Source organism: Parabacteroides chinchillae (genome assembly GCF_900108035.1).
In the GTDB taxonomy this organism is placed as follows: domain Bacteria; phylum Bacteroidota; class Bacteroidia; order Bacteroidales; family Tannerellaceae; genus Parabacteroides; species Parabacteroides chinchillae.
In genome coordinates, this window is record NZ_FNVS01000009.1 from 107,995 (window position 1) to 127,793 (window position 19,799).

The 19,799-nt window shown below is 40.3% G+C and carries 16 protein-coding genes; 2 read left to right on the forward strand and 14 right to left on the reverse strand.

Features of this window, described 5'->3' with window-relative positions:
• Positions 1–8: 8 nt before the first annotated feature.
• Positions 9–773 (reverse strand): ParA family protein, encoded by a 765-nt coding sequence (locus C4S38_RS08895; protein WP_103983441.1) that lies wholly within the window; start codon positions 771–773, stop codon positions 9–11.
• 451 nt (positions 774–1,224) lie between these two features.
• Between C4S38_RS08895 and C4S38_RS08900 the strand changes: the two genes are divergently transcribed.
• Complete coding sequence (locus tag C4S38_RS08900; protein ID WP_103983442.1) at positions 1,225–2,784, forward strand: sensor histidine kinase; 1,560 nt, start codon at positions 1,225–1,227, stop codon at positions 2,782–2,784.
• Positions 2,785–2,786: 2 nt separating this feature from the next.
• Positions 2,787–3,518 carry a response regulator transcription factor RprY gene (gene rprY, locus C4S38_RS08905; RefSeq protein ID WP_102407161.1) on the forward strand — a complete coding sequence of 244 codons (732 nt, stop codon included), beginning with the start codon at positions 2,787–2,789 and terminating at the stop codon, positions 3,516–3,518.
• A 182-nt stretch (positions 3,519–3,700) separates the two neighbouring features.
• Here the strand turns inward: rprY and C4S38_RS08910 are convergent, their stop codons facing one another.
• The 13 genes from C4S38_RS08910 to C4S38_RS08970 all read right to left on the reverse strand — a co-directional run bounded on the left by C4S38_RS08910 (position 3,701) and on the right by C4S38_RS08970 (position 19,797).
• Positions 3,701–5,113 (reverse strand): carbon starvation CstA family protein, encoded by a 1,413-nt coding sequence (locus tag C4S38_RS08910; RefSeq protein WP_103983443.1) that lies wholly within the window; start codon positions 5,111–5,113, stop codon positions 3,701–3,703.
• Positions 5,114–5,341: 228 nt separating this feature from the next.
• A complete protein-coding gene (locus C4S38_RS08915; protein WP_099463697.1) occupies positions 5,342–5,791 on the reverse strand; it encodes a GatB/YqeY domain-containing protein in 450 nt (149 codons plus the stop codon).
• Positions 5,792–5,820: 29 nt separating this feature from the next.
• Positions 5,821–7,182 carry a cell division protein FtsZ gene (gene ftsZ, locus C4S38_RS08920; RefSeq protein WP_103983444.1) on the reverse strand — a complete coding sequence of 454 codons (1,362 nt, stop codon included), beginning with the start codon at positions 7,180–7,182 and terminating at the stop codon, positions 5,821–5,823.
• 26 nt (positions 7,183–7,208) lie between these two features.
• Positions 7,209–8,546, reverse strand: coding sequence for a cell division protein FtsA (gene ftsA, locus C4S38_RS08925; RefSeq protein ID WP_103983445.1), 1,338 nt, complete (start codon positions 8,544–8,546; stop codon positions 7,209–7,211).
• A gap of 5 nt (positions 8,547–8,551) precedes the next feature.
• The gene (locus C4S38_RS08930; RefSeq protein WP_103983446.1) at positions 8,552–9,280 is read right to left on the reverse strand and encodes a cell division protein FtsQ/DivIB; all 729 of its coding nucleotides are present in this window, start codon (positions 9,278–9,280) and stop codon (positions 8,552–8,554) included.
• 3 nt (positions 9,281–9,283) lie between these two features.
• Positions 9,284–10,666, reverse strand: coding sequence for a UDP-N-acetylmuramate--L-alanine ligase (gene murC / locus C4S38_RS08935; RefSeq protein ID WP_103983447.1), 1,383 nt, complete (start codon positions 10,664–10,666; stop codon positions 9,284–9,286).
• A 16-nt stretch (positions 10,667–10,682) separates the two neighbouring features.
• Positions 10,683–11,795 (reverse strand): undecaprenyldiphospho-muramoylpentapeptide beta-N-acetylglucosaminyltransferase, encoded by a 1,113-nt coding sequence (gene murG, locus C4S38_RS08940; protein ID WP_103983448.1) that lies wholly within the window; start codon positions 11,793–11,795, stop codon positions 10,683–10,685.
• A complete protein-coding gene (locus C4S38_RS08945) occupies positions 11,792–13,075 on the reverse strand; it encodes an FtsW/RodA/SpoVE family cell cycle protein (RefSeq protein ID WP_103983449.1) in 1,284 nt (427 codons plus the stop codon). The genes murG and C4S38_RS08945 overlap by 4 nt, the downstream gene beginning before the upstream one ends.
• Before the next feature lie 19 nt (positions 13,076–13,094).
• Positions 13,095–14,438, reverse strand: a complete 1,344-nt coding sequence (murD, locus tag C4S38_RS08950; RefSeq protein WP_103983450.1) for a UDP-N-acetylmuramoyl-L-alanine--D-glutamate ligase — start codon at positions 14,436–14,438, stop codon at positions 13,095–13,097.
• A gap of 31 nt (positions 14,439–14,469) precedes the next feature.
• The gene (gene mraY, locus C4S38_RS08955) at positions 14,470–15,729 is read right to left on the reverse strand and encodes a phospho-N-acetylmuramoyl-pentapeptide-transferase (RefSeq protein WP_099463705.1); all 1,260 of its coding nucleotides are present in this window, start codon (positions 15,727–15,729) and stop codon (positions 14,470–14,472) included.
• 9 nt (positions 15,730–15,738) lie between these two features.
• A complete protein-coding gene (locus tag C4S38_RS08960) occupies positions 15,739–17,220 on the reverse strand; it encodes a UDP-N-acetylmuramoyl-L-alanyl-D-glutamate--2,6-diaminopimelate ligase (RefSeq protein WP_103983451.1) in 1,482 nt (493 codons plus the stop codon).
• A 22-nt stretch (positions 17,221–17,242) separates the two neighbouring features.
• A complete protein-coding gene (locus C4S38_RS08965) occupies positions 17,243–19,435 on the reverse strand; it encodes a penicillin-binding protein (protein ID WP_103983452.1) in 2,193 nt (730 codons plus the stop codon).
• A 2-nt stretch (positions 19,436–19,437) separates the two neighbouring features.
• A complete protein-coding gene (locus C4S38_RS08970; RefSeq protein ID WP_099463708.1) occupies positions 19,438–19,797 on the reverse strand; it encodes an FtsL-like putative cell division protein in 360 nt (119 codons plus the stop codon).
• Positions 19,798–19,799: the final 2 nt, after the last annotated feature.

Below are 19,799 nucleotides of genomic sequence, written 5' to 3' on the forward strand. Positions count from 1 at the left end.
TCAAAATACTATTTGTTCTTATCTATCAATTCCTGGGCTAATTGCATATGGTTAACCGCTCCTTTGGATTCGGCATCATACAACAAAACGGGTTTACCATAACTAGACGCTTCGCTCAACTTTACATTCCTTTGTATTACCGTAGTAAACACCAAATCGCGGAACGGACGCTTTACCTCTTCATATATCTGGTTTGCCAGACGAAGGCGGGCATCATACATTGTAAGTAAGAAGCCTTCTATTTCCAACGCAGGATTCAGTTTAGATTTAATAATTTTAATCGTATTCAACAGTTTGCTGATTCCTTCCAGGGCAAAATACTCACATTGTACAGGAATCATTACGGAATCGGCAGCTGTAAGCGCATTCACTGTAATTAGTCCCAATGACGGCGAACAATCTATCAGAATAAAATCATACGAATCTTTCAGCGGAACTAATATCTGTTTCAATATCTGTTCCCTGTTTTCCATATTCAACATTTCAATCTCCGCACCTACCAGGTCTATATGAGAAGGAATAATATCCAGTCCTTCTACTTCCGTAGAAATTATTGCTCTTTTTGAACCCTCTCCATTCACCAAGCATTCATAGATAGAAAGTTGCACATTGCGTATATCCACGCCCAGTCCGGACGAAGCATTCGCCTGCGGATCGGCATCTACAACCAGCACTTTTTTCTCAAGAGCAGCCAGAGATGCAGCCAGATTAATCGTAGTAGTAGTCTTTCCAACACCACCTTTCTGATTTGCCAAAGCGATAATCTTTCCCATATTATATACAATTAATTCGGGGCAAAACTAAACATTAAAAACCGAACCAAATCATGTTCAATCAAAACAATGCCTGTTTTGTTGATAAGTCACCCTAACTGTTGATAACTTACAAAGATAACCAGAATTATTTGAATAAACAGTTACAAATTAAGCAACTGGGCGTTTTTTTGGAAATGATAACGAAGTTTTAGGAATAAGAAACGGGCAATAATGCGGATATTAAACTGAAATAATGAATATTGTTTATAATACAATCCAAAAAACAAACGATAAAAGAACGACTCTTACACACGATTTAAACCATTCATTATTAGCAATATTAACACACAAAACGCACTTAACCACCAACCATTATTAACATATCAAGACCTCTATTTTTACCTTTTTTGTGTAAATATTAAACTAAAACACGCGTTATTTGTTACATTATTAAGAGATATGATTTGATATGAGGAAGTCGACAATTTGGTTGCTTGCATTAGTAATGGCATTCGCCTTCACCGGCTTGCTTTATTTACAAATAAACTATGTAAGCATACTATTAAAGGCGCGTAGCGAGCAATTTAATGAAACTGTAAAAAGAAGCTTGCACCAAGTATCTAAAAATCTGGAATTGGATGAAACAAGAAAATATCTGGAAGAAGACGTAAGTAGGGACCAAAGCAGTTTTATGTATCAGAACGCACCCGATGTACAAAGTCTCGGACAGGTTATTAATCAGGAAAAATATCAATTACAGATTACGGAGTCCAACGGTGCAGTGCAACATATAGAATTACACAGCTTCAGTAGTCAGAAAATAAAACCGTTATCATCTTTATCCGGAAGGGAATCATCCAACAGTATTGTAAACACTTCGAAAGACTTACAACGGACACTAAAAAGACGTTATCAATACCAAGGCGGATTGATTGAAGAGGTGATTCTGAATATCTTATCTACTGCCAGTCTGAAACCAATAGAGGAACGTATAGATTTTAAAAAGCTGAATAATTACTTAAAAACAGAATTTATTAACAACGGATTGAACCTGCCGTTCGTTTTTTCTGTTATTAACAAAGACGGAAATACAGTATACCAAAGTGGTGAGATTCCGAAGGATCCAATTGCATCCGACATTTTTACAAGAGCTTTGTTTCCTAACGACCCACCATCCAAGCTAAATTATTTGAAAGTGTATTTCCCGACAAAGGGAGACTATATATCCAGTTCGGTCACATTCATTGTGCCATCGGTTATCTTCTCGCTGCTATTGCTGGTAACATTTATCTTTACCATATATATAGTATTCCGTCAGAAGAAACTATCGGAAATGAAAAACGACTTTATCAACAATATGACGCACGAACTGAAAACACCTGTTTCTACTATTTCACTCGCCGCTCAGATGTTGAAAGACACGGATATAACGAAAAGTCCGGATGTATTTAAACATATTTCCGGTGTCATTAACGATGAGACGAAACGATTAGGCTTCCTGGTTGAAAAGGTTCTGCAAATGTCATTGTTCGAAAGACAAAAAGCAGCCTTGAAACTAAAAGAAATAGATGCTAACGATCTGGTAGCAAACATAGCAAACACGTTTATTCTGAAAGTCGAAAAGTATGGTGGTACAATGGATATAGACTTGCAAGCTACCGAATCGGACATTTATGTGGATGAAATGCACATCACCAATGTACTGTTTAACCTAATGGACAACGCCGTTAAATACCGTCGTCCGGAAGTACCGCTTACATTGATGGCGCGCACATGGAACGAAGGCGGGAAACTGCTCATTTCCGTGGAAGACAATGGTATCGGAATAAAGAAAGAATACCTCAAAAAAGTATTCGACCGTTTCTTCCGTGTACCGACAGGAAACGTACACGACGTAAAAGGTTTCGGCCTGGGGCTCGCTTACGTACGTAAAATTATAGAGGACCATAAAGGCACGATACGCGCCGAAAGTGGACCCGGGAATATTGGTACAAAATTTATTATTACTTTACCTCTTATAAAAAGTTAGTTATGGAAGAAAAACTGAAGATCTTCTTTTGCGAAGACGACGAAAATTTAGGAATGCTGTTAAGAGAGTACTTACAAGCTAAAGGTTATGTTACGGATCTTTTCTCTGATGGAGAGGCCGGTTACAAAGGTTTCACAAAAGGCAAATACGACTTATGTGTACTGGATGTGATGATGCCTAAGAAAGACGGTTTTACGTTAGCTCAGGAAATTCGTTCCATTAATCCGGATATTCCTGTTATCTTCCTTACTGCCAAAACAATGAAGGAAGATATTCTGGAAGGATTTAAGATTGGTGCAGACGATTATCTGACAAAACCATTCAGTATGGAAGAGTTATTACTTCGTATTGAAGCAATCCTTCGCCGTGTGAAAGGCAAAAAAATGAAAGATATTCCTTTCTACAAGTTAGGGAACTTCTTATTCGATACTCAAAAACAAACATTGTCTATCGGAGATAAAGTGACCAAACTAACAACCAAGGAATGCGAATTGCTGAGCCTTCTTTGTGCCCATGCAAATGAAATACTGGAACGTAATTATGCACTGAAAACAATCTGGGTAGACGATAACTACTTCAACGCCCGTAGTATGGATGTGTACATCACTAAACTTCGTAAATTGCTGAAAGATGATCCGGGTATCGAAATCATCAACATCCACGGTAAAGGCTATAAGCTGATTACCCCTTCAGGAGAAGAACAAGCGCGCGAAGAAGGCATACAAGTATTGTAAGAACGTTTTCTACGCAATAGTATTACCTAACGCAGGTGCAACGGTTGATTTCTTTGCACCTGCGTTTTTTTAGTTGCCTACCCAAATACAGCCAATATCAGAATTTTACAATTGAGGGACAGCCCTCTGGTGACAAAGTGGAAAACATACCCCATCCGTATTTACGGAACATGGACGTCTCTTTATCTGGATACCCTGCGTTTCCAGACAAAGAACACAACAGTTACTATCAATGTAATACATATACCTATCAATTGAGATATATGAGGGGACATTCCCAATCCTTCTGGGGCTACGAAAATATATGTGGAACATACGGCCGTCATAAACAGGGCAGGAATAAGAGTAACCCAATATATTTTCTTGGCATTAACCAAGTAGACTGTCAGTGCCCAAAGCGTAAATACGGCCAATGTCTGGTTGCTCCATGCAAAATAACGCCATATCATATCAAACCCGTCTTTATCTTTCAGGCTATACAAAAGCAGACCGATGGCGATTAAGAACAATGGCAAGCAAATCAGCAAACGCTTTACCACAGTTTTCTGCTCCATATGTAAAAAATCAGCAACAATCAGGCGAGCAGAACGAAAAGCAGTATCGCCGGATGTTATTGGAGCCGCAATTACTCCTAATATAGCCAGAATTCCTCCAACCGTACCAAGCCATTCCTTTGTGATACTATCAACTATAACAGCCGCATTATTTTCAGACATACCGTTATTCTGATAAAAATAAGTGGCAGCAGCAGCCCAGATAAGAGCAACTATACCTTCTGTAATCATAGCTCCGTAAAAGACCGGTTTAGCATGCTTCTCATTCGTCAGGCAACGTGCCATCAGCGGGCTTTGTGTAGCATGAAAACCAGAAATAGCACCACAAGCAATACTCACAAACATGATCGGGAAGATAGGCAAACCCTGAGGATCCGTGTTATGCATTCCATCCGTTATTTCCGGCAGTGGAGGATAATGAACAAACAGCATTAACAGGATTCCCACGGCCATGAATAAAAGAGCAATGGCAAAAAGAGGATATATCTTACCTATAATCTTATCAATTGGCAATAAAGTAGCCAATACGTAATAAATAAAAACAACAATAATCCAGAAAGTAGTATCCAGGTGTTCCGGAGTAAGTTTTGCCAACAAGCCTGCGGGACCTGCAACAAACACGGATCCCACAAGTATCATCAATATTACCGTAAAAGCGCGCATAAACTGACCGAAATTATTTCCCAGATACCGGCCGATCATTTCAGGAAGGCTTTCTCCTTTATTCCGCAAAGACAACATACCTGCCATAAAATCGTGCGTTGCACCTGCGAAGATACTACCAAAAACGATCCATAGGAATGAGGCTGTACCGAACTTTGCCCCCATAATAGCTCCGAAAATCGGACCTAAACCGGCAATGTTCAAAAACTGAATCATAAAAACTTTCCACGTTGGCAACGGGATATAGTCTACTCCATCCTGTTGTGTGTAAGCGGGTGTTTTACGAGACGGATCAATTCCGATAATACGCTCAATGAAAGAGCCATAAACAAAATAGCCAACGATTAGGGCTACAAGGCAACAAATAAATGTAATCATGGTTTTTTTAATTGAAGATTGAGAAACAATAAAGCCAGATCAGATAAAGCTGGGTAAAAAAGAAAAAAGAAATATACCAAAAGCTATTACCGAACGCAAATGACACAAACAAAGCAAAGATAAACGCAGGCCTTATTGATTATTAATAGAAAAGTCTACGATACTCTACATATTCTGCGTCATTTGCGCCCCTTAATCCTGACTTTTGACACACCGGCTTTTATAATACTAATTTAATAAACGTTTTACTATATCGGAAATTAAGCGTCCTTCTGCTTTTCCTGCAAGAGCTTTTGAAGCAGTGCCCATAACTTTACCCATATCCTTTGCACTGGTAGCGCCAACCTGGGCAATTATAGTTTTAAGCTCAACCTCTAATTCTTCGGCAGACATTTGCTTAGGCAAATAAGCCTCGATCACATTTACCTGAGCTAATTCAGCATCAGCCAAATCCTGACGTCCCTGTTGTACATAAATAGTAGCAGAATCCTTGCCTTGTTTAACCAATTTCTGCATAATCTTTAATGCATCAGCATCTGTCAATGTATCATTGGCACCCGGAGCAGTTTTTGCTTCCAGAAAAAATTTCTTTACGTTCCGAAGCGTATCTAAAGCTACTTTGTCTTTCGCTTTCATTGCGTTTTTAATGTCTTCGCTGACTCTTTCAAACAAATCCATAATGACGATGTAAATATCTTATTAATTAATTATCTGAAACTAATTTTCGGCTTCCCGTTAGCAGATGTATTAGGACGTGCCGAAGAAGATGCCGGTTTTGAAGATGCACCGGATACCGTAATATCTTCTCCCGAAACTTTTGCCCGTACGCGGGCAACCACCTTCGGATCGCGATTATATGTCGGATTCTCCTCCATAAAGGCAATCAGCACATCATCATCCAATTCTTCCTGAGTAAGGACAATTGCAGACGCTCTGGAAATAAAACGCCCTACTTGTTTGGCCGAACTGCCATAATACTTACCGATAAGCTCCTGCTCTTTCTGCTCTTTCTGGATTCGTTCCTCTTCCTGACGAATCTGTTCTTCCGTCATCTGCTGATCTTCAAGACGACGTTTTTCAGCAATCTGAGGGATATCATCCATTGCAAATCCTGTAGCCAGAATTGTTATCTTGACTTTATCGCCTAGTGTATCATCAATTGCCGTACCCCAAATAACTTCTATATCCCGGTTAAATTCGGCCATAAAGTTATTTACGTAATTCATTTCCTCCATGCGAAGTTCACATTCTTTGCTGAAATAAACATTGAATAATATCTTCTTCGCATTCTTTACGTTATTATTGCTCAACAACGGAGAGTTTAATGCATCTTCGACCGCCTGATGAACACGATCTTCGCCTTCACCATAACCATTACTCATCAAAGCAACTCCACCATCTTTCATTGTTGTATTAACATCTGCAAAGTCCAGGTTTATTATACCGGGCAGAGTGATAATTTCGGCAATACTTTTCGCTGCAACCGTTAATGTGTCATCGGCTTTCCCGAACGCATTCATAACAGTAAGATCGGCATATATTTCACGCAAACGCTCATTGTTAATAACCAATAGAGCATCTACATTCTTAGCAATTTCTTCTACGCCATTCAGAGCCTGGATAATCTTACGTTCACCTTCAAACAAGAATGGAATAGTAACAATACCCACCGTAAGTATTCCCATATCTTTGGCAATACGCGCAAGAACCGGAGCAGCACCAGTCCCTGTACCTCCACCCATTCCAGCCGTGATGAAGACCATTTTCGTTCCATCACTTAACATCTTACGGATATCTTCCATACTTTCTTCGGCAGCCATCATGGCACGCTCAGGCTTGTTGCCCGCACCCAACCCTTGTGTGATTTCGCGCCCCAGCAATAATTTATCAGGCACATCCAAACGATTTAAAGCCTGCATATCCGTGTTACATAATACAAAGGCTACATCATGTATACCCTCTTTATACATATGATCAACGGCATTTCCACCACCACCGCCTACACCTATTACTTTAATGATTTTCGGTGTATTCGTAGGATAACCGAAGTTTAATATTTTATCGTCCATATCGTCCGGTTTTATTACGTTGCTGATTATCTTTCTTCATCGTCAAACAAATCACCCGTCATATTATCTATGTTCTTCTTCAAACGGTCGAAGATTGAGGGCTTCTTTATCTTTTTCACTTTTTTCTCTTCCGGTTTGACTTTAACCTCTTCTACAAAAGATTCCGGTTCAGGTTTAACTTCCGGTACAGGTTCCGGTTTCGGAGGAATATATGCAGCACAATTCTTGGTACCCTGCATCAGTAATCCTACAGCTGTAGCATACCCTGGATTGGAAGCTATCATTCCGCCACCTTCAACCAAGCCTTTCCTAACAGATGTATATCTGACATCCATTTGTAACCGGCTACTTATCACTTCCTGCAAATTCTTTAAAGCTGCCGCTCCGCCTGTAACGATAACACCTGCTGCTAAAGATCCCAATAAACCGGTATCTTCAATACGTGCATAAATATTTTCCAATATTTCTTTTATACGGGCTTCAACTACATTATTCAATTCGGACAACTTAATCTCACGAAGTCCCATACCATCAGCAGAGTTAATACTGATCATTTGGTCATTATCTTTATCCGTCATGGCACTACCATAGGTTAGTTTCACCCTCTCAGCCTCAGCTTCTACCAAATGTAGGCTCATTATATCTTTTGTAATCAGATTGCCCCCGAAAGGTACTACCGAAAGATTCACCAAGTTACCATTTTTATATACAGAGAGAGATGTCACACCTGCTCCAAAGTTAATCAAAGCGCAACCCAACATCTTCTCGTCTTCCGTCAAGATAACATCAGCAAGAGCTAACGGAGATACAACTATATCAGCAATCTCTACTTTAGCCCGTTCGGAAATACTGTTCATGATATGGCGCTTTAACGAAGGACGTCCCACTATCAATTGGTAATGGGCATCAATACGTTTGCAGGGTATGCCTTTCGGATTCGCTTCCGGTTTATCATCTAAAAAATAGGTAGGCGAAGTAATTGCCAGTACATCCAACATCTCCGGGTGATAGTTCTTACACTCTTGATAAAGAGCGTCCAGCATTTCCTCCGTAACTTCTCCATCCTCTGGTAGTACCTTCGGAACAGTATGTTCCAATGAACGAATAGATTGTCCTCCTATGCCAACATACACCTTCCCGATCTTAGCATCTCCCAATTTATTTTCTAACTTAAGAATGAGACGTTTTATCTTGTTAGCTGTTTCTTCCACATTATATACGCATCCTCTCCGTATACAATTAGCGGAATTTTCAACTTCGTAGGCAATGATCGAAAGAGTGCCGGCAGCATTCTTGGTCCCCACCATACCAACCATTTGGGAAGTCCCCAGGTCGATGGTTGCTATAAAGTCAGTGTACGCCATATTATCTATTTTTTAGTACAAACTATCTGGTTGTTATATTTTAAATTTATCACATTATACTTCTTCCAACCTACTTTAGGAATGGCTTGTTCATAGAAAAGTTGCAAATTATTAAGCTTCTCTTCAAAATTATCGAACGTACCCAGTATAATACGATGGTCTCCCACCCTCGGAATAAGCTCTATTTCATTATCCGGTTCCACATAGATTTGTTCTATCTGGTTATTCCAGAACTCATTCTTCTGCAAAAATAGTGCAAATTTATATAAGTCGGTTACCGCCAACTCTTTTTCCACATATCCACTTACAATTGGTACATGAGCTACATAACGGGAACTGACAGGCATAACGCTTCCCAAATTATCCACATAGTAATTCCCGGAAGTACCGATAATGCGCAAGATAGGAACTTTCTGCTTTACTTCCAACTTTATAATACCCGAAGGTGTTTTATAAGCCTCTACGGAAGCGATCATCTGATTTTTCAGCAATTCATTTTCTATCTGGTCGGTATTTACCGTGTTCATCTGCTTATCTATAGGGTTAAGATGGGCTTTTTTTAATAAGCCAATCAAATCACCTTCGCTCACAAAATGCTTATCCAGACTATCTTTTACTACAACCTGAAGATCATGGCAAACATAATCCCGTCTCATTTCCCGAAAGAAAAAAGTGATAAACACGATGTAACAAAACAACAGCGTAGCTACTACTATGGAGATAATCCGTATCACAATCTATTTCTTATCTAATATTTCTTTTACCGGTTCCACCAAACGATCAATATTGCCTGCACCAACCATTAACACAACCTCCAAAGATTCCTTTTCCGATTTTATCAAATCCAGTAATTCATCCTTGCAGATCAGCCTTTTTGCAGAAATAGTTACCTTATCTAAAATCACTTGAGAAGTAATACCAGAAATCGGTTTTTCGCGTGCCGGATATATATCCAGCAAAATCAATTCATCCAACAATGACAGGCTTGCCGCAAAATCAGCTGCAAAATCTCTTGTACGCGTATAAAGATGGGGTTGAAATATCCCGGTTACCTTTTTATCCGCATACAATTCCTTTACAGATAATATACTTGCTTTCAGCTCTTCAGGATGATGAGCATAATCATCTATTAATACAATATTATCTTTCTTCAAATGGTAATCAAAACGACGGACAGGGCCGGCAAAAGAGGCCATCCCTTTTTTTATTTCGTCTGCAGTAACTCCATTCAACCATGCAAGAGCAATAGCTGCTATACCATTTTCAATATTAACTTTAACAGGAACACCTAATTGGATATCGGCTATACGAACATCCGGTGCCACAAAATCAAAAAAGATTTCGCCATTTCCTATACGTATATTTTCCGCATGAAAATCTCCTCCGTCCGTAGCAGAATAAGTATACAGACGTACACCTTTTTGTAATCGGGGCGTTATACTTATTCCTTTTTTCATTATCAAAATACCATCCGGGCGGATCAGTGACGTGAATTTTTCAAAACTTTCATGATAAGCTTCCGGTGTTCCGTAAATATCCAAATGATCAGGATCGGCAGCCGTAATAACAGCCATATAAGGAGTAAGCCAATGAAACGAACGGTCAAATTCGTCAGCCTCGATTACAGTCAAATCACTTTTGTCCGACAACATCAGGTTGCTATTATAATTTTTCAGGATTCCTCCTAAAAAAGCATTACAATCCACTTGGGATTGTTTCAGCAAATGAGCCGTCATAGATGAGGTAGTCGTTTTACCATGTGTTCCGGCTACACAAAGTCCACGGGAACAATTCGTAACCTCTCCCAACACACGGGCTCGTTTCACCACTTCAAATCCATTTGTATGGAAGTAAACAAGCTCTGTATGCGACTCAGGCACAGCTGGTGTATATACAACCAATGTATCGGATAACGATTTACATACCTCCGGAATCAAATCAACATTATCTTCATAATGAATAGCAGCACCTTCTTTATTTAACTGTTCCGTTAAAGCAGAAGGAGTTTTGTCATAACCGGCTACAAACTTCCCCTTAGAAAGAAAATACCTGATCAGGGCGCTCATTCCTATACCGCCGGCACCCACAAAATAAACTGCTTTTACAGTGTTTATATTCATATTAAATCGTCTTCTGTTACGCTTTTTCTTTCTCTATAATCTTTACAATTTCATCTACAATCAACTCCGCACTTTGATGATGAGCCATACAAGTGATATTAGAACTTAACGCATGAAGTAAATCATCATTATGTATAGTTGCCAGTGCCGTCGTTACCAATGAATTTTCGGCCTCTTTATCTGTCACCATAATTGCAGCATTTTGATTTACCAGAGCTTGAGCATTTTTAGTCTGATGATCTTCCGCCACATTAGGAGAAGGCACCAGAATCACCGGTTTCTGCAACAAGCAGAGCTCCGATATGGAACTGGCTCCTGCACGGGAAATCACCAAATCTGCTGCCGCATAGGCATAATCCATACGGGTAATAAAATCAGAACACCATACCGGCATACCGCGATACGCCTTCAAATGTTTTAAAGCTTCATCCTGATAATAACGTCCCGTCTGCCAGATCACCTGCACATCCGATGCAAATAATTTATCAAGATCACCCATGATACTACGATTTATAGTTCGCGCACCAAGGCTTCCGCCCACAACCAATATTGTTTTTTTATCAGAAGAAAGACCGAAAAAATCCAACGCTTCTTTCTTCTTGTCCAAAGCCTCTTCCAAATCCTGACGCACCGGATTACCGGTTATAACAATCTTTTCTGCAGGGAAAAACTTATCCATACTTTGGTATGCTACACAGATACGGTCTGCACGCTTTGCCAGTAATTTATTTGTCACTCCCGCATACGAATTTTGCTCCTGAATCAATGTAGGTACACCCAAAGAAGAAGCCATCCATAGTGTCGGACCACTAGCATAACCGCCTACACCAACAGCAATATCCGGTTTGAATTCGCGGATAGTCCGTTTTGCCAGGCGAAGACTTCTAATCAGCCGTCCCATCACTTTTATATTATTTGCCAAATGAACACGATCGAAACCACTCACCGGCAAACCTATAATATTATACCCCGCAGACGGAACCTTCTCCATCTCCATACGGTCTTCAGCTCCAACAAACAATATCTCCGCCTCAGGGAAACGTTTCTTGAAAGTATTGGCTATAGAAATAGCCGGAAAGATATGCCCCCCCGTACCTCCGCCACTTATAATTATCCGATATTGTTTCATACTTTCGTTTCTGTTATAATTTCTACATTTTCTTGCACGGTAGCCATTGGAGACTCTTGTATTGCAATTTCCCCTTCTGGAAGTTCGGAAGAATTATTGTTTTCTTCATTTTCCAAAACTTCATCGTCTTCTTCCTCGCCCATATGTGCACCAAACCTGCTTACACTCAGGATTATTCCGAAATAGATGCAAGATATCACCGTAGAAGTACCACCACGGCTAACCAATGGCAAAGGCTGACCGGTAACAGGTATTAAATTAACAGCCACCGCCATATTGGCAAGAGCCTGAATACCAACCAGAAGCCCACACCCTATCACCAGGTATTTAGCATATACTTTATCACACTTCCGGGCTATAATACCAACCCGAACCAGCAACATTATATACAACATCAACACAAATACACCTCCGGCATATCCCATCTCCTCTATAATAATAGCATAAATAAAGTCGGAATATGCTTGCGGAAGAAAATCTCTTTGCTGCCCATGTCCCGGCATATTGCCTATAACGCCACCACGTGCTATAGCTATTTTCGCATGCGAAACCTGATAGTTTTTATCATTAATTTCATACGTTTCCGGATCTATTTTATCTTCTCCGTGCAAATGCTCCTGAATACGGTACTTCCATGTCAAACCGCGATCCAGATATTTATGCATCGTATCTTCAGGAGTAATAAATAATACAGCAAGAATAGTAGCACCGAACAGAACAACAATCCCCGCCAGTATCAATAACTTCTTTATTGCAACTTGCCCGATAAACATCATCAGGTAACAGAATCCAAAAAGCATTGCAGCAGTAGAAAAGTTTTCCGGAAAAATCAACACACAAGCCAACCCCACGCCACCTAATATCCACCAGAATATCTTATCAGGAGGAACCGTATCTTTCTTGCTCAACCAATAAGCCATATAGCCGATAGAGGCAAGCTTAGCAAGCTCCGAGGGTTGTATACCCCATAGCCATCGTCCGGCTCCGTTAATTTCTTGTCCCAGAATAGGAGTCAATATCAACAGGATAATAGAGATGGGAAAAAGCAACACTAAGAAACCGGCAATCTTCTTATACGGTACATGGTGCAGAAAGACAATCAAACAAACACCAAAAGCCAAAATCATAGCATGCCTGCGGATAGGTACCCACGGACTTGCCTGTTTATAGGCTAAAGTGCTGGTTGCACTAAACACCTCCACCAACGATATAACACAAAGGAACATAAAGATGATCCATATCACCATATCTCCTTTTAATAATTTATTTACCAGTTTCATCCTCTAGCAGACCTCGTTATTAAAGGTTACGTACACAAGCTTTAAACTGGTCGCCACGATCTTCATAACTTTTAAACAGATCGAAGCTGGCACAACAAGGGGATAATAATACAGTATCTCCTTTTTCCGCCAATTTATAGGCTTTTGTTACTGCTTCTTCCATAGAGCGGGCATCCTCGATCTTCTCTACTTTGCCATCAAAAAAAGCATGCAGTTTATTATTATCAACTCCCAAAAACAGTAAAGCACGGGCTTTTTGTTTTACCAACTCTTCTATTTCCGAATAATCATTGCCCTTGTCCGTACCACCTAATATGAGTACAACTTTAGTTGTCATACTCTGTAAAGCATACCAGCACGAGTTTACATTCGTAGCTTTAGAATCATTAATATAATCCACGCCTCGTATACGGGCAACTTTTTCCAGACGATGTTCAACTCCGGCAAAATCACTCAACGAAGCACGAATCTTCTCATCATGAATATCTACGACTTTAGCCGCAATACCCGATGCCAATGAATTGTACAAATTATGTGTACCTGTTAATGCCAATAAGTCTTGTTCCATTGTAAATGTTCCATTTGACGTTTCAATTTTCACTTGCTTATTATCAGTATATCCCTTCACACCTTTTTCATTTGTTTCGGCGAACGGGTAAAGAGTAGCTTTCGGATTACGCTTGGCAATCTCACGAGCTATGATAGGATCATCATTCCAGAAAATAAAGACATCTTCTTCGGTCTGATTCTGCAAAATACGTAATTTTGCATCCACGTAATTCTGCATTTCATAATTATAGCGGTCCAAGTGATCCGGTGTTATATTCAAAAGAATCGCAATATCCGCCTTAAAATCATACATATTATCCAATTGAAAACTGCTCAGCTCTATAACATATACTGCATGTGGACTTTCTGCCACCTGCAAAGCCAGGCTATTTCCTACATTTCCGGCTAATCCTACGTCTATACCTGCCTGTTTTAATATATGATAGGTAAGCATCGTTGTCGTAGTTTTGCCATTACTACCAGTAATACAAATCATTTTAGACTCGGTATATCTCCCCGCAAACTCTATTTCGGAGATGATATGCGTCCCCTGTTCTTTCAATTTCCTAATGACAGGAGCCTTATCAGGAATACCCGGACTCTTTATCACTTCGTCGGCATTCAGAATGTCGGCTTCGGTATGCTGTCCTTCTTCCCAACGAATACTATGGGCATCCAGCATCTCCTTATACTTAGGTTTGATAGACGAAAGATCGGAAACAAACACATCAAATCCTTTCGCCTTGGCTAGTACGGCAGCACCTGCTCCACTCTCACCAGCCCCTAATATAACCATTCTTTTCTTTTTATCCATTTTTATCTTTTAAATGTCAATTGTCCGTCATTTACCTCATCTTTAACGTTACAATTGTAATAACAGCCAGAATAATACCAATTAACCAGAAACGAACTACAATCTTTGATTCGGGAACCACATTATAAGGCTTCTGTATCAAAGCCTCGATTCCGGCATTACCCTGTTTCTGGAAATGATGATGAAGAGGTGCCATCTTAAAGACACGGCGTCCTTCGCCATATTTCTTTTTCGTATATTTAAAATAAAAACGCTGTATAAGTACAGATAAATTTTCCACCAGAAAGATACCGCAAAGGATCGGGATAAGCAATTCTTTTCTTATGATAATGGCAAAAACGGCTATCACACCACCTAACATAAGGCTTCCGGTATCCCCCATAAACACTTGCGCCGGATATGAATTATACCATAGAAAACCAACTGTCGCTCCAATAAAAGCCGCCGCAAATACGACTAGTTCTTCCGCTCCCGGAATGAACATAATATTAAGGAAAGACGCAAATTCAAAATGCGCCGACATATAAGCCAAGATACCTAACGCCACTCCTATTATTGCCGAGCTGCCTGCTGCCAATCCATCCAGCCCATCCGTCAGGTTAGCACCATTAGAAACGGCCGTTACCACAAAAATCACCATAATTACAAATATAAGCCAGGCCGCTTCTTCTTTATAATCGCCTGCCCAACTAACCAACTGTGCATAATCAAAATTATTATTCTTCACAAATGGAATTGTAGTTTTGGTTGACTTTTTCTCCACCGTATGATAACGCACTTCTTCAATCACATTATCATGCCGTACTTCCATATTTTCTTTAATCACCACATCCGGGCTTATAAAAAGAACCAAGCCTACAATCAGGCCAAGACCAACCTGTCCGATAATCTTGAATTTACCATGCATACCTTCTTTGTTCTTTTTGAACACCTTAATATAGTCGTCTGCAAAACCAAGGGCTCCCAGCCACAGAGTCGTAACCAGCATCAAAATTACATATATATTATTAAGGCGGGCAAATAGCAAAGTTGGTACCACTATTGCAATAATAATAATCAGTCCTCCCATTGTAGGCGTACCTTTCTTACTCATTTGTCCTTCCAGACCGAGATTACGTACAGTTTCCCCTATCTGAAGCAATTGCAGTTTGTCAATAATACGCCTGCCAATAGCGGTCGAAATAAACAATGATAAGATCAATGCCAGTGCCGAACGGAATGATACATATTTAAACATTCCCGCCCCCGGAAAGTCAAACTGATCCAAATAATTAAACAAATAATACAGCATGTCGTTTTCCTATGATTGTTGTGTTGCAAATATATCCTTTAATTTCTCGCGGTCATCAAAATGATGCTTTACACCTTGTACATCTTGATAATCTTCATGTCCTTTGCCTGCTACCAATATTACATCGCCTTTCTTAGCCAGCATAGTCGCCGTTTTAATTGCCTGGGCACGGTCGGTAATACAAAGCGTATCATGCATGTCATCCTTGGATAGTCCGGCTACCATATCCTTAATAATTTCGTCAGGATCTTCCAGCCGGGGATTATCCGAAGTAAGTATAAGCTGGTCGCTCAGCCTGGCAGCTTCTTTAGCCATAATAGGGCGTTTACCTTTATCACGGTTTCCTCCACAGCCAACAACGGTAATGACGCGTCCTTTTCCTTCCAATACTTCATGGATTGTATTTAATACATTCACTAAAGCATCCGGTGTATGCGCATAATCAACAATCGCAGTATAACCTAATGGAGACTGTATGGTCTGAAAACGTCCGGACACCGAATGTAACGTACTTAACACCACTAAAACCTCTTCCGGATTTTTACCCAACGAAACTGCAGCCCCGTAAACAGCCAACAAGTTATATGCATTGAAACGTCCGACAAAATGAACAAACACTTCTTTGTTATTTATCAGCATATCTGTCCCGTCAAAAAAGGACTCCAGTATTTTTCCCTTAAAATCGGCTAATGTACGTAACGAATAAGTCAATTTCTTCGCAGCCGTATTTTGCAACATAACTAAACCTGATTTGTCATCAACATTCGTAATCGCAAATGTGCCGGCAGGCAGATCATCAAAAAACTTTTTCTTAGCTTTCAGATAATTTTCTACCGTTTTATGATAATCCAGATGATCACGCGTCAAATTGGTAAAAATACCACCATTAAATGACAGGCCGCTAATGCGTCGCTGATCTATTGAATGTGAACTCACTTCCATAAATGCATATTCGCAACCAGCTTCCACCATGCGTGCCATCAAAGCATGGAGCGTAATCGGATCAGGAGTTGTATGCTCTGTGGGTATCGGTTCACCGTCTATATAATTACATACAGTAGAGAGCAAACCAACCTTATGTCCCATTTTACGGAACATTTCATATAATAAAGTTGCTATAGTAGTCTTACCATTTGTACCGGTAACACCCACTAACACCAATTTATCCGAAGGATTATCATACCATTGGGAAACCAGTTTGCCTAAAGCTTCGGCAGAATCTTTCACCCGGATGAAAATAGGATTCCTTCCGAGAGAAATTATAAATTCTTCCGGAAGAAAAGGAATTTCTTCACAAACTACGGCTACCGCACCTTTTTTCAAAGCGCCTTCAATATACGCATGGCCGTCTACTGCCGTACCCCGGACAGCAACAAACAAAAAGCCTGGTTCCACTTTACGTGAATCAGACTGGACACCTGCTATGTTTACAGCCACATCACCCATCACTTCCGGCGAATCCAACGAATAAAGCAGTTTCTTTAATTCCATATTCAATCGTACAATTTATTCCTTATCTCAATGTCAATAATATAGTCTGCCCTTTTACAATACGTTGACCAGGCAGAATACTTTGCGAGACAACACGCCCTGCTCCCGCTAAAGAAACTCTCAATCCAACTTTTTCGAGCAGATAAACAGCATCACGGGCACCCATTCCGGTTACACGTGGCACCAGGCCTTCCCGTATTGTTACATCTTTCAGATCAACTTTCTTTTCATCCTGGTTATCCGAAGCAAATACCCATTTGGTCTCCAGACTATCCGTATCCGTGTCTATATCCAATTCGTCTAAAACATCTTCTACAGCTTTCAAATTACCACCTTTCACCGAAGGGACTTTCACGGCCAAAGAATCAACCTCCATATCACGCACATCAAAAGACATGTGGCTCGCATATACCTTCTCTGCAATCGCTTTTACCACAGCGCCCGACATTGTACCTCCGGAAGGATAACCAATCCGGGGACGACGAATTACCACAATTGCCGAATATTTCGGATGATCGGCAGGAAAATAGCCACAGAAAGATACCTGATGCCCACTGGTACGATACACCCCGCCACTGGCAATCTGAGCCGTACCTGTCTTTCCTGCTATCGGAATAATATCCGAATGGACTGCTTTACCTGTGCCTTGCTCCACCACATTAACCAACATTTCTTTTATAAGAGATAACGTACGGCTAGAACAAATAGAAGATTTTATCACTTCCGTAGAAAAACTTTCGACAGTCTTTCCGTTATGCATAATTTCTTTTGTAAACATCGGACGTACCATCTTCCCATCATTGGCTATGGCGTTAAAAAAAGTCAACGTATAAATAGGAGGAACCTGAGTTTCATAACCAAACGACATCCACGGCAATGTTGTTTTAGACCAATAGCGTGTTGAATCGTCCGGACGGCGTATCTTTGACCGGCCAGCACCCGGAATTTCCAAACGCAGGTCTGCATTCATACCAACACGGTATAAGCCTTCCACGAATTTTGTCGGGTTATTAGAATATCCCTTCAGGATCGTTTTGGCGACACCTATATTAGAAGAATACCAGATAGACTGGGCAACCGATATACGCCCATATCCTCCATGATTCATATTATGGTCGGTCATCCGGGCACCTTTATACATATATATACCATTACCTACGTCTACTGTATCATTGGGAGTACATACCCCATCTTCAAGAGCAACCATTATAGAAGCAACTTTAAATGTAGACCCAGGTTCTGTTTCATCGGCTACAGCATGGTTTTTAGTTTCGCCATAAACACCCTCACGAATACGTCCCATATTAGTGATTGCCTTAATTTCTCCGGTTTTCACATCCATGACAACAGCTGTGCCCGATTCCGCATCAATTTCTTTCAGTTTATCTATCAAACTCTTTTCTGTAATATCCTGTATACTTATATCTATTGTAGTACGGATATCCAGACCATCCGTAGGCTCAAGTTCAACAACATTTGTCCAACCTCCACCGACACGGCGTACAGAACTTAGACCAGCCTGCCCACGTAATAAAGAGTCATATTGTAATTCAAGCCCGTTTTTACCTTTAGTTGTCCCGCTTGCTTCAATTTCCCCATAAATATCTCCAATTGTACGGGAAGCTAATGTTCCAAAAGGTTTCTGGCGCTGTACCATCTCTTTAGCATAAAATCCGCTTCTAAAACGACCTAAGCGCATAAACGGATACTTTTTTATCTCCTTATAATCAGAATAAGAAACTTTTCCTTCATAAAGAGGAAACTGCCGGCTTCCGCTTTTCAATCCACGTACCAAATAATCTTTATAACCACCTGGAGTGCGGTTTTTGAGCTTACGCGACAAGTAGATAGATAAGGAATCGAGCCCGTCACGTTTCGACTTCAGTAAAGTATCCCGGCTGTTCCACTTCTTTGAAGGATTTTTATAGCAGTCCGCCCCAAAATCGATATATAAATAATAACGAGGCACACTGGTTGCCATTAATTTGCCGTCTGCAGAATAAATATTACCACGCCCGGGCAATATTAGGCGGTTCGGCCGTTTTTGTTTCTCAGCTACTTTTTCCCATATTGCTTTTTCCACAAAAGCAGTATTAAAAGCACGTATTAATATGGCAACAGCTACGAGCCCTAGCACAACAACAACAAGGAAATAACAGAGTAAAATTCTATTATTGCCCGGCACCACTTCTTTTGGTTCGTTCTCTTCTGCCATAATTATTTATACAATTCATAAGGAGGCGTTTTTGCGCCTTCCAATTCAATACCTTGTTCTTCAATAAGTAATTCTATCTGTGACTGGCGGCTATTGCCTGTCAATTCCGACGAAATCGACAATGCTTCAAAGCGCACATCACGTAATTGTTGTTGCAAACGATCTATTTCGCGTAATTTCTGCATACACGTATAACGATTGCTAATGAAAAAGAATATCAATATCACAACAAGTATAATCATGCGCGTATGTTTGATAATGAAATCCTCCTTCAGGATACCACCACCCAACACATACAAAGGAGAAAAACGATTTTCTTTCCTTTTTGCCTTTTTACGCTGTTGTTTTTTCTCTTCTTCCATAT

Coding starts and splice junctions, on each gene's coding strand:
- C4S38_RS08895 (WP_103983441.1), bottom strand. CDS start 773: ATGGGAAAGATTATCGCTTTGGCAAATCAGAAAGGTGGTGTTGGAAAG.
- C4S38_RS08900 (WP_103983442.1), top strand. CDS start 1,225: ATGAGGAAGTCGACAATTTGGTTGCTTGCATTAGTAATGGCATTCGCC.
- rprY (WP_102407161.1), top strand. CDS start 2,787: ATGGAAGAAAAACTGAAGATCTTCTTTTGCGAAGACGACGAAAATTTA.
- C4S38_RS08910 (WP_103983443.1), bottom strand. CDS start 5,113: ATGATTACATTTATTTGTTGCCTTGTAGCCCTAATCGTTGGCTATTTT.
- C4S38_RS08915 (WP_099463697.1), bottom strand. CDS start 5,791: ATGGATTTGTTTGAAAGAGTCAGCGAAGACATTAAAAACGCAATGAAA.
- ftsZ (WP_103983444.1), bottom strand. CDS start 7,182: ATGGACGATAAAATATTAAACTTCGGTTATCCTACGAATACACCGAAA.
- ftsA (WP_103983445.1), bottom strand. CDS start 8,546: ATGGCGTACACTGACTTTATAGCAACCATCGACCTGGGGACTTCCCAA.
- murC (WP_103983447.1), bottom strand. CDS start 10,666: ATGAATATAAACACTGTAAAAGCAGTTTATTTTGTGGGTGCCGGCGGT.
- murG (WP_103983448.1), bottom strand. CDS start 11,795: ATGAAACAATATCGGATAATTATAAGTGGCGGAGGTACGGGGGGGCAT.
- C4S38_RS08945 (WP_103983449.1), bottom strand. CDS start 13,075: ATGAAACTGGTAAATAAATTATTAAAAGGAGATATGGTGATATGGATC.
- murD (WP_103983450.1), bottom strand. CDS start 14,438: ATGGATAAAAAGAAAAGAATGGTTATATTAGGGGCTGGTGAGAGTGGA.
- mraY (WP_099463705.1), bottom strand. CDS start 15,729: ATGCTGTATTATTTGTTTAATTATTTGGATCAGTTTGACTTTCCGGGG.
- C4S38_RS08960 (WP_103983451.1), bottom strand. CDS start 17,220: ATGGAATTAAAGAAACTGCTTTATTCGTTGGATTCGCCGGAAGTGATG.
- C4S38_RS08965 (WP_103983452.1), bottom strand. CDS start 19,435: ATGGCAGAAGAGAACGAACCAAAAGAAGTGGTGCCGGGCAATAATAGA.
- C4S38_RS08970 (WP_099463708.1), bottom strand. CDS start 19,797: ATGGAAGAAGAGAAAAAACAACAGCGTAAAAAGGCAAAAAGGAAAGAA.